Annotated in this window: 3 protein-coding genes; 2 read left to right on the forward strand and 1 reads right to left on the reverse strand. The window is 68.8% G+C overall.

Features of this window, described 5'->3' with window-relative positions; genetic code table 11:
* Positions 1-17 precede the first annotated feature (17 nt).
* Entirely contained in the window at positions 18-3,575 is a 3,558-nt protein-coding gene (dnaE, locus tag ACO1BR_RS01245) for a DNA polymerase III subunit alpha (RefSeq protein ID WP_426793130.1), read from the reverse strand.
* A gap of 286 nt (positions 3,576-3,861) precedes the next feature.
* Between dnaE and ACO1BR_RS01250 the strand changes: the two genes are divergently transcribed.
* Entirely contained in the window at positions 3,862-4,527 is a 666-nt protein-coding gene (locus ACO1BR_RS01250; RefSeq protein ID WP_426793131.1) for a hypothetical protein, read from the forward strand.
* Between the two features lie 107 nt (positions 4,528-4,634).
* Positions 4,635-5,480 (forward strand): thioredoxin domain-containing protein, encoded by an 846-nt coding sequence (locus ACO1BR_RS01255; RefSeq protein ID WP_426793132.1) that lies wholly within the window; start codon positions 4,635-4,637, stop codon positions 5,478-5,480.
* The last annotated feature ends 71 nt before the right edge of the window (positions 5,481-5,551 follow it).

The following is a 5,551-nucleotide window of genomic DNA, read 5'->3' on the forward strand; positions in this document are numbered from 1 at the left end:
ACGCGGCCCGCCGCGGATCAGCCCGCCAGGCAGGACGGGCCGAGCAGCACCTTCAGATCGCCGAACAGCGACGGATCGGGTGTGACCCGATGGCGGTCCAGGCGCAGCACCGTGGTCTTGCGGGCCCCCAGCAGCTTGATGCGCACCTCCGTCGAACCGCGGTGGCTGCTGAGCACCTCGCCCAGCTTCTCCACCATCGGCGGGGTGACCTTCACCGTCGGAATGGTGATCGTCACCGGGGCGTTGGCGCCCGCCTCGGAGAGGTCGGGGACCATCATCTCCATCGCGACCAGCCGCGGCACGTCCTCCCGCTTGTCGAGCCGGCCCTTGACGAACACCACGGTGTCCTCGACGAGTTGGGTGGACACCAGCTGGTACGTCGCCGGGAAGAACATGCAGTCGATGGAGCCGGCCAGGTCCTCGACGGTGGCGATCGCCCAGGCGTTGCCCTGCTTGGTCATCTTGCGCTGGAGGCCGGAGATGATGCCGCCGATGGTGACGATCGAGCCGTCCGAGTAGTCGCCGCCGGTCAGTTGGGCGATGGCGGCGTCGGCCTTGTCGCTGAGCACGTGCTCCAGGCCGAACAGCGGGTGGTCGGAGACGTAGAGACCGAGCATCTCGCGCTCCTGGGCGAGGAGATAGGTCTTGTCCCACTCGATGTCGGAGAACTCCACGTCCAGTCCGAAGCCGGGACCGTCGGAAGCGCCGTCGCCGGCGTCGCCCATCCCGCCGAACAGGTCGAACTGCCCCTCCGCTTCCTTGCGCTTGACCTGGACGACGTTGTCGATCATCGACTCGTAGTGCGCCGTCAGCCCCTTGCGGGTGTGGCCCATCTCGTCGAAGGCGCCCGCCTTGATCAGCGATTCGGTGGTGCGCTTGTTGCAGACGACCGCGTCGACCTTGTCGAGGTAGTCGGGGAACGAGGCGTACTTCCCCTTGGCCTTGCGGCAGCGGATGATCGAGTCGACCACGTTCTGGCCGACGTTGCGCACCGCCGTGAGGCCGAAGAGGATGACGTCGTCGCCCTGGGCGGCGAAGTTCGCCTCGGACTCGTTGACGTTCGGCGGGAGCACCTTGATGCCCATGCGGCGGCACTCGTTCAGATAGACCGCGGACTTGTCCTTGTCGTCGCGCACCGAGGTGAGCAGCGCGGACATGTACTCGGCCGGGTAGTTGGCCTTGAGGTAGGCGGTCCAGTAGGTGACCAGGCCGTACGCGGAGGAGTGCGCCTTGTTGAAGGCGTAGCCGGCGAACGGGACCAGGACGTCCCACAGCGCCTGGATGGCCTCGTCGGAGAAGCCCTTCTTCTTCGCGCCCTCCTGGAAGAGCACGAAGTTCTTCGCCAGCTCCTCGGGCTTCTTCTTGCCCATGACGCGGCGGAGGATGTCGGCCTCGCCGAGGGAGTACCCGGCGATGATCTGGGCGGCCTTCTGCACCTGCTCCTGGTAGACGATCAGGCCGTAGGTCAGGCCCAGGGTCTCCTTCAGGGGCTCTTCGAGCTCCTTGTGGATCGGGGTGATCTCCTGGCGGCCGTTCTTGCGCTCCGCGTAGTTGATGTGCGAGTTCATGCCCATCGGGCCCGGCCGGTAGAGGGCCGAGACGGCGGAGATGTCCTCGAAGTTGTCGGGCTGCATCTGGCGCAGCAGCGAACGCATCGGGCCGCCGTCGAACTGGAAGACACCGAGGGTGTCACCGCGGCAGAGGAGTTCGAAGGTCTTGGGGTCGTCGAGCGGTACGGAGAGCATCTCCAGCTCGATGCCCTTGTTGGCCTTCACCATCTTGACGGCGTCGTCCATGATCGTGAGGTTGCGCAGGCCCAGGAAGTCCATCTTGAGCAGGCCGAGCGACTCGCACTGGGGGTAGTCCCACTGCGTGATGGTCACGCCGTCCGTGTGCCGCACCCAGACCGGGGCGTGGTCGACGATGGGCTCGCTGGACATGATCACGCCGGCGGCGTGCACGCCCATCTGGCGCACCAGGCCCTCGACGCCCTTGGCGGTGTCGATGACCTTCTTGACGTCCGGCTCGCTCTCGTACATCCCCCGGATCTCGCCGGCCTCGCTGTAGCGCGGGTGCGAGGGGTTGGTGATGCCGTCCAGGTCGATGCCCTTGCCGAGGACGTCGGCGGGCATCGCCTTGGTGAGGCGGTCGCCCATGGCGTACGGGTAGCCGAGGACGCGGGCGGAGTCCTTGATGGCGTTCTTGGCCTTGATCTTGCCGTAGGTGCCGATCATGGCGACCTTGTCGGCGCCGTACTTCTCCGTCACGTACCGGATGACCTCGACGCGCCTGCGCTCGTCGAAGTCGATGTCGACGTCGGGCATCGACACGCGCTCGGGGTTGAGGAACCGCTCGAAGATCAGCCCGTGCTCGATCGGGTCGAGGTCGGTGATGCCCATGGCGTACGCGACGATCGAACCGGCCGCGGAGCCACGGCCGGGGCCCACCGCGATGCCGTTGTTCTTGGCCCACATGATGAAGTCGGCGACCACGAGGAAGTAGCCCGGGAACCCCATCTGGATGATGACGTCCATCTCGTACTCGGCCTGCTTCTGGCGGTCCTCGGGGACGCCGGCCGGGTAGCGGCGGTTCATGCCGACCCGGACCTCCTCCTGGAACCAGGTGACCTCGGTGAAGCCGTCCGGGATCTCGAACTTCGGCATCAGGTCGCGCTTCTCGAACATGCCGGTCGTGTCGATCTGCTCGGCGACCAGGAGGGTGTTGCGGCAGCCCTCCTGCCAGGCGTCCGAGGAGTCGATGGCGTACATCTCGTCGGTGGACTTGAGGTAGTAGCCGGTGCCGTCGAACTTGAAGCGGTCCGGGTCGGAGAGGTTCTTGCCGGTCTGGATGCACAGCAGCGCGTCGTGCGCGGTCGCCTCATGGGCGTAGGTGTAGTGCGAGTCGTTGGTGACCAGCGGGGGGATGCCGAGCTTCTTGCCGATGTCCACGAGGCCGTCGCGCACCCGGCGCTCGATCTCGATGCCGTGGTCCATCAGCTCCAGGAAATACCGGTCCTTGCCGAAGATCTCCTGGTACTCGGCGGCGGACTTCAGCGCCTCGTCGTACTGGCCCAGCCGCAGCCGGGTCTGCAGCTCGCCCGAGGGGCAGCCGGTGGAGGCGATCAGGCCCTCGGACCACTGGGAGAGGGTCTCCTTGTCCATCCGCGGCCACTTCGTGAGCCAGCCCTCGGCGTACGCGTCCGAGGACAGCCGGAAGAGGTTGTGCAGACCGGTCTTGTTCGCCGCCCAGATGGTCTTGTGGGTGTAACCGCCCGAACCGGAGACGTCGTCGCGCTTCTGGTGCGGCTGACCCCACTGGATCTTGCGCTTGTTGCGCCGGGACTCCGGGGCCACATACGCCTCGATGCCGATGATCGGCGTCACCCCGGCCTTCTGCGCGCTGTGGAAGAAGTCGTAGGCGCCGTGGAGGTTGCCGTGGTCGGACATGGCGATGTGCGTCATGCCCATCTCGTTGCACGCGTTGAACATGTCCTTCAGCCGCGCCGCGCCGTCCAGCAGCGAGTACTGGGTGTGGACGTGCAGGTGCGTGAAAGGGGGCCTGGACGAGGGGGCCACGGGCGCTGAACCTCCGGGAAAACAGTGCGCTGAGGGATGGATGGGGCGGTGTTGAAGTCTACGACTCCGCACTGACAACCGGCCGCGCTCCGAGCCCCCGCGCACCCCCGCCGGACACCTCGGAGGCACCCCGCGGCGCGTCCCACCGGGCCCGGCTCCCGGGGCCCCCGGCCCGTCCGGACTGGTGCGCGAGCGATCACCGGCCGTTCGTCCCCTTTTTCCCCTACACACCGCTTCACCCCCTCTTAGCAGCCACTTAGCCCGGCGCATGGCACACTCGCTACCAATGGACATCTCGGCGGCACATCTGCGGGCTCTGCGCGCGGCGCTCTTCACGGCGCTGTGCGTGACGCTGTCCTCGGCGTCGCACGTGCTGCTGTCCCGTATGCCGCTGCCCCCGGCCACCGTCGCCGGGCTCTGCGCCGCCGTCTTCGCGCTCGCCTACGCACTGGCCGGCCGCGAGCGCGGCTACTGGCGCATCGCCGCGCTGCTGCTCCCCCTGGAGCTGGCCGCCGACGTGGTGTTCAGCATCGGCCAGCACACCTGCTACGGACCGGACGGCGCCCCGATGGGCGGCTCCTTGCCCCTGGGCATGGGGCTGCTGTGCGGCGGCGGCCCGGTCGGCGGCCCGCTGGCGCGGCTGGCCCGCGCCCAGGGAGAAGGGACCGCCCCGGCCCCGGCCTGGCTGCTGCTGCTCGCCGTCCATCTGGCCGTCGGGCTGCTGGCGGCCGGCTGGCTGCGCCGCGGCGAGGCCGCGCTGGGGCAGCTGCTGGGCGCGGTGGCCGGCTTCGCCTTCCGCCCGCTGCTGATCGCGGTCGCGGTCATCGTCCGGGCCGCCGCCCCGCGCCGCGCGGTGCCCGCCCCCGTACAGACCTCCCGCCCGGCCCGTGCCGCCCCCCTGCTCGTGCACTCCGTGGTGCGCCGCGGCCCGCCCTGCGCGCTCGCTGCCTGAGGCCCCCCGGCCCGGCAGCGCGCGGAACGGCGCCCCCGGCGCGTCCGCCGCCGACAGCACGCACCCCCGTCCCCCTGGACCACGGACCCCACGGAGCAGGAACAGTCATGAGCAACCGCAACAACCAGGCCAACAAGCAGGCAGCCCGCGAGCGGCTGCGCGCCGAGCGCGAGCGGCAGGCCAAGAAGGACAAGACCCGCCGGCAGCTGATCGTCGGCGGCGCGGTCGTCGGCGTGCTGGCGGTGGCCGGCGGCATCGGCTTCGCCGTCGCCAACTCCGGCGGCAGCAGCTCCGGCGGCTCGGCCGCCGACGTCTGGGCGAAGGCCGCCAAGGCGAAGGCGGTCCCGCCCGCCCACACCAGCGGCTCCGACGGCACCACCATCGTCATCGGCAAGGCCGACGCCAAGAACACCCTCGACCTCTTCGAGGACCCGCGCTGCCCCGGCTGCGCCGCCTTCGAGCAGAACGTGGGCGCGACCGTCGAGAAGGACATCAGCGACGGCAAGTACAAGGCGTCGTACCACATCGGGACGTTCCTGGACGGCAACCTCCAGGGCACCGGCTCCAAGAACGCGCTGAGCGCCCTGGGCGCCGCGCTGAACGTCTCCACGGACGCCTTCCTGAAGTACAAGTTCGCGCTGTACTCGAAGGAGTTCCACCCGGACGAGACCGGCCCGGACAAGTTCGCCGACGACAGCTACCTGCTCAAGGTCGCCGACACCGTCCCGGCGCTCAAGGGCAACGCCGCCTTCCAGAACGACGTCAAGTCCGGCAAGTACAACGCCTGGGCGATGGCGATGTCCAACGCCTTCAACTCCCACAAGGACGTCACCAGCACCCCGACGCTGACGATGAACGGCACGACGCTGGGCACGGACAGCCCGCAGGGCAAGGTCGCGCCGTCCACGGTCGCCGACTTCAACTCCATGGTCGACAAGAACCTCAAGTCCTGAAACCGGCGCGCTGAACCGGGAGTTGTGAGCCCGGAACGGTAGGTGCCGGGGCACCGCCCCGGCACCCCGGG

Origin of the sequence: Streptomyces sp. YGL11-2 (assembly GCF_050054615.1) — a bacterium.
GTDB lineage: Bacteria > Actinomycetota > Actinomycetes > Streptomycetales > Streptomycetaceae > Streptomyces.

Coding starts and splice junctions, on each gene's coding strand:
- ACO1BR_RS01255 (WP_426793132.1), top strand. CDS start 4,635: ATGAGCAACCGCAACAACCAGGCCAACAAGCAGGCAGCCCGCGAGCGG.
- ACO1BR_RS01250 (WP_426793131.1), top strand. CDS start 3,862: ATGGACATCTCGGCGGCACATCTGCGGGCTCTGCGCGCGGCGCTCTTC.